The 641-nt window shown below is 36.0% G+C and carries 1 protein-coding gene; it reads right to left on the bottom strand.

The genetic code is table 11. The features are described from left to right. On the bottom strand, positions 1–311 hold a 311-nt coding region (locus R7Z50_RS28380), incomplete at its 3' end, for a hypothetical protein (protein ID WP_318149866.1). Between the last annotated feature and the right edge of the window lie 330 nt (positions 312–641).

Genomic DNA, 641 nt, shown 5'->3' with positions numbered 1-641 from the left:
CAGGGCGAAATATCTCTATTTACCGCTTCTCTGCAACCTTTTATGTCTGAGTACAAGGGACAATTTTGCAGATGTTGGCCATGCTCATAATGATTCACCATGAATATGTAATCCCCCCTTTTACGTAGATACATTGTGGCTGGTGGTGATACACAGTGGCAATTGAGTACTGAATCAGAAAGACGGAGAATTTTTAATTTGGATTGGGCTTCTGGGCTTTTAATACGATTTTTAAGCAGCAAGGAAGGTTGTTCAAAAGTGTGATGTTCAGAGTCCAAATTTTTATCAGAACTAGATACAGTTATGTGCATGCGAACACCTATTAATAGAATGCAAAAATATACCACATTAGCTATGAGGCAATACCGCCTGTAAATCATTAAACGATGACAAATTAACTACAAAAGGCAAATATATAGTATGAGATATCTTCTAGTTACAGTTCATAATTATCCCAGGTTTTACAAAAGTGACGGTGAGATAGTTCACATTGATCTAAATTATGTGGATTCCAAAACTATTTCTTCATTAGATGAAAATGGAGATTTATTTCACGTTAAAGTATCTGGAAGTCCTCCGTGTGTTCGTGATATTTGGTTAATTGATTCGGTAGATGTGGCACTAGATACATTGGCTAGTTA

The sequence above is a fragment of the Vibrio sp. 1249-1 genome (assembly GCF_033340495.1).
This window is presented reverse-complemented; position numbering and strand designations above follow the sequence as displayed.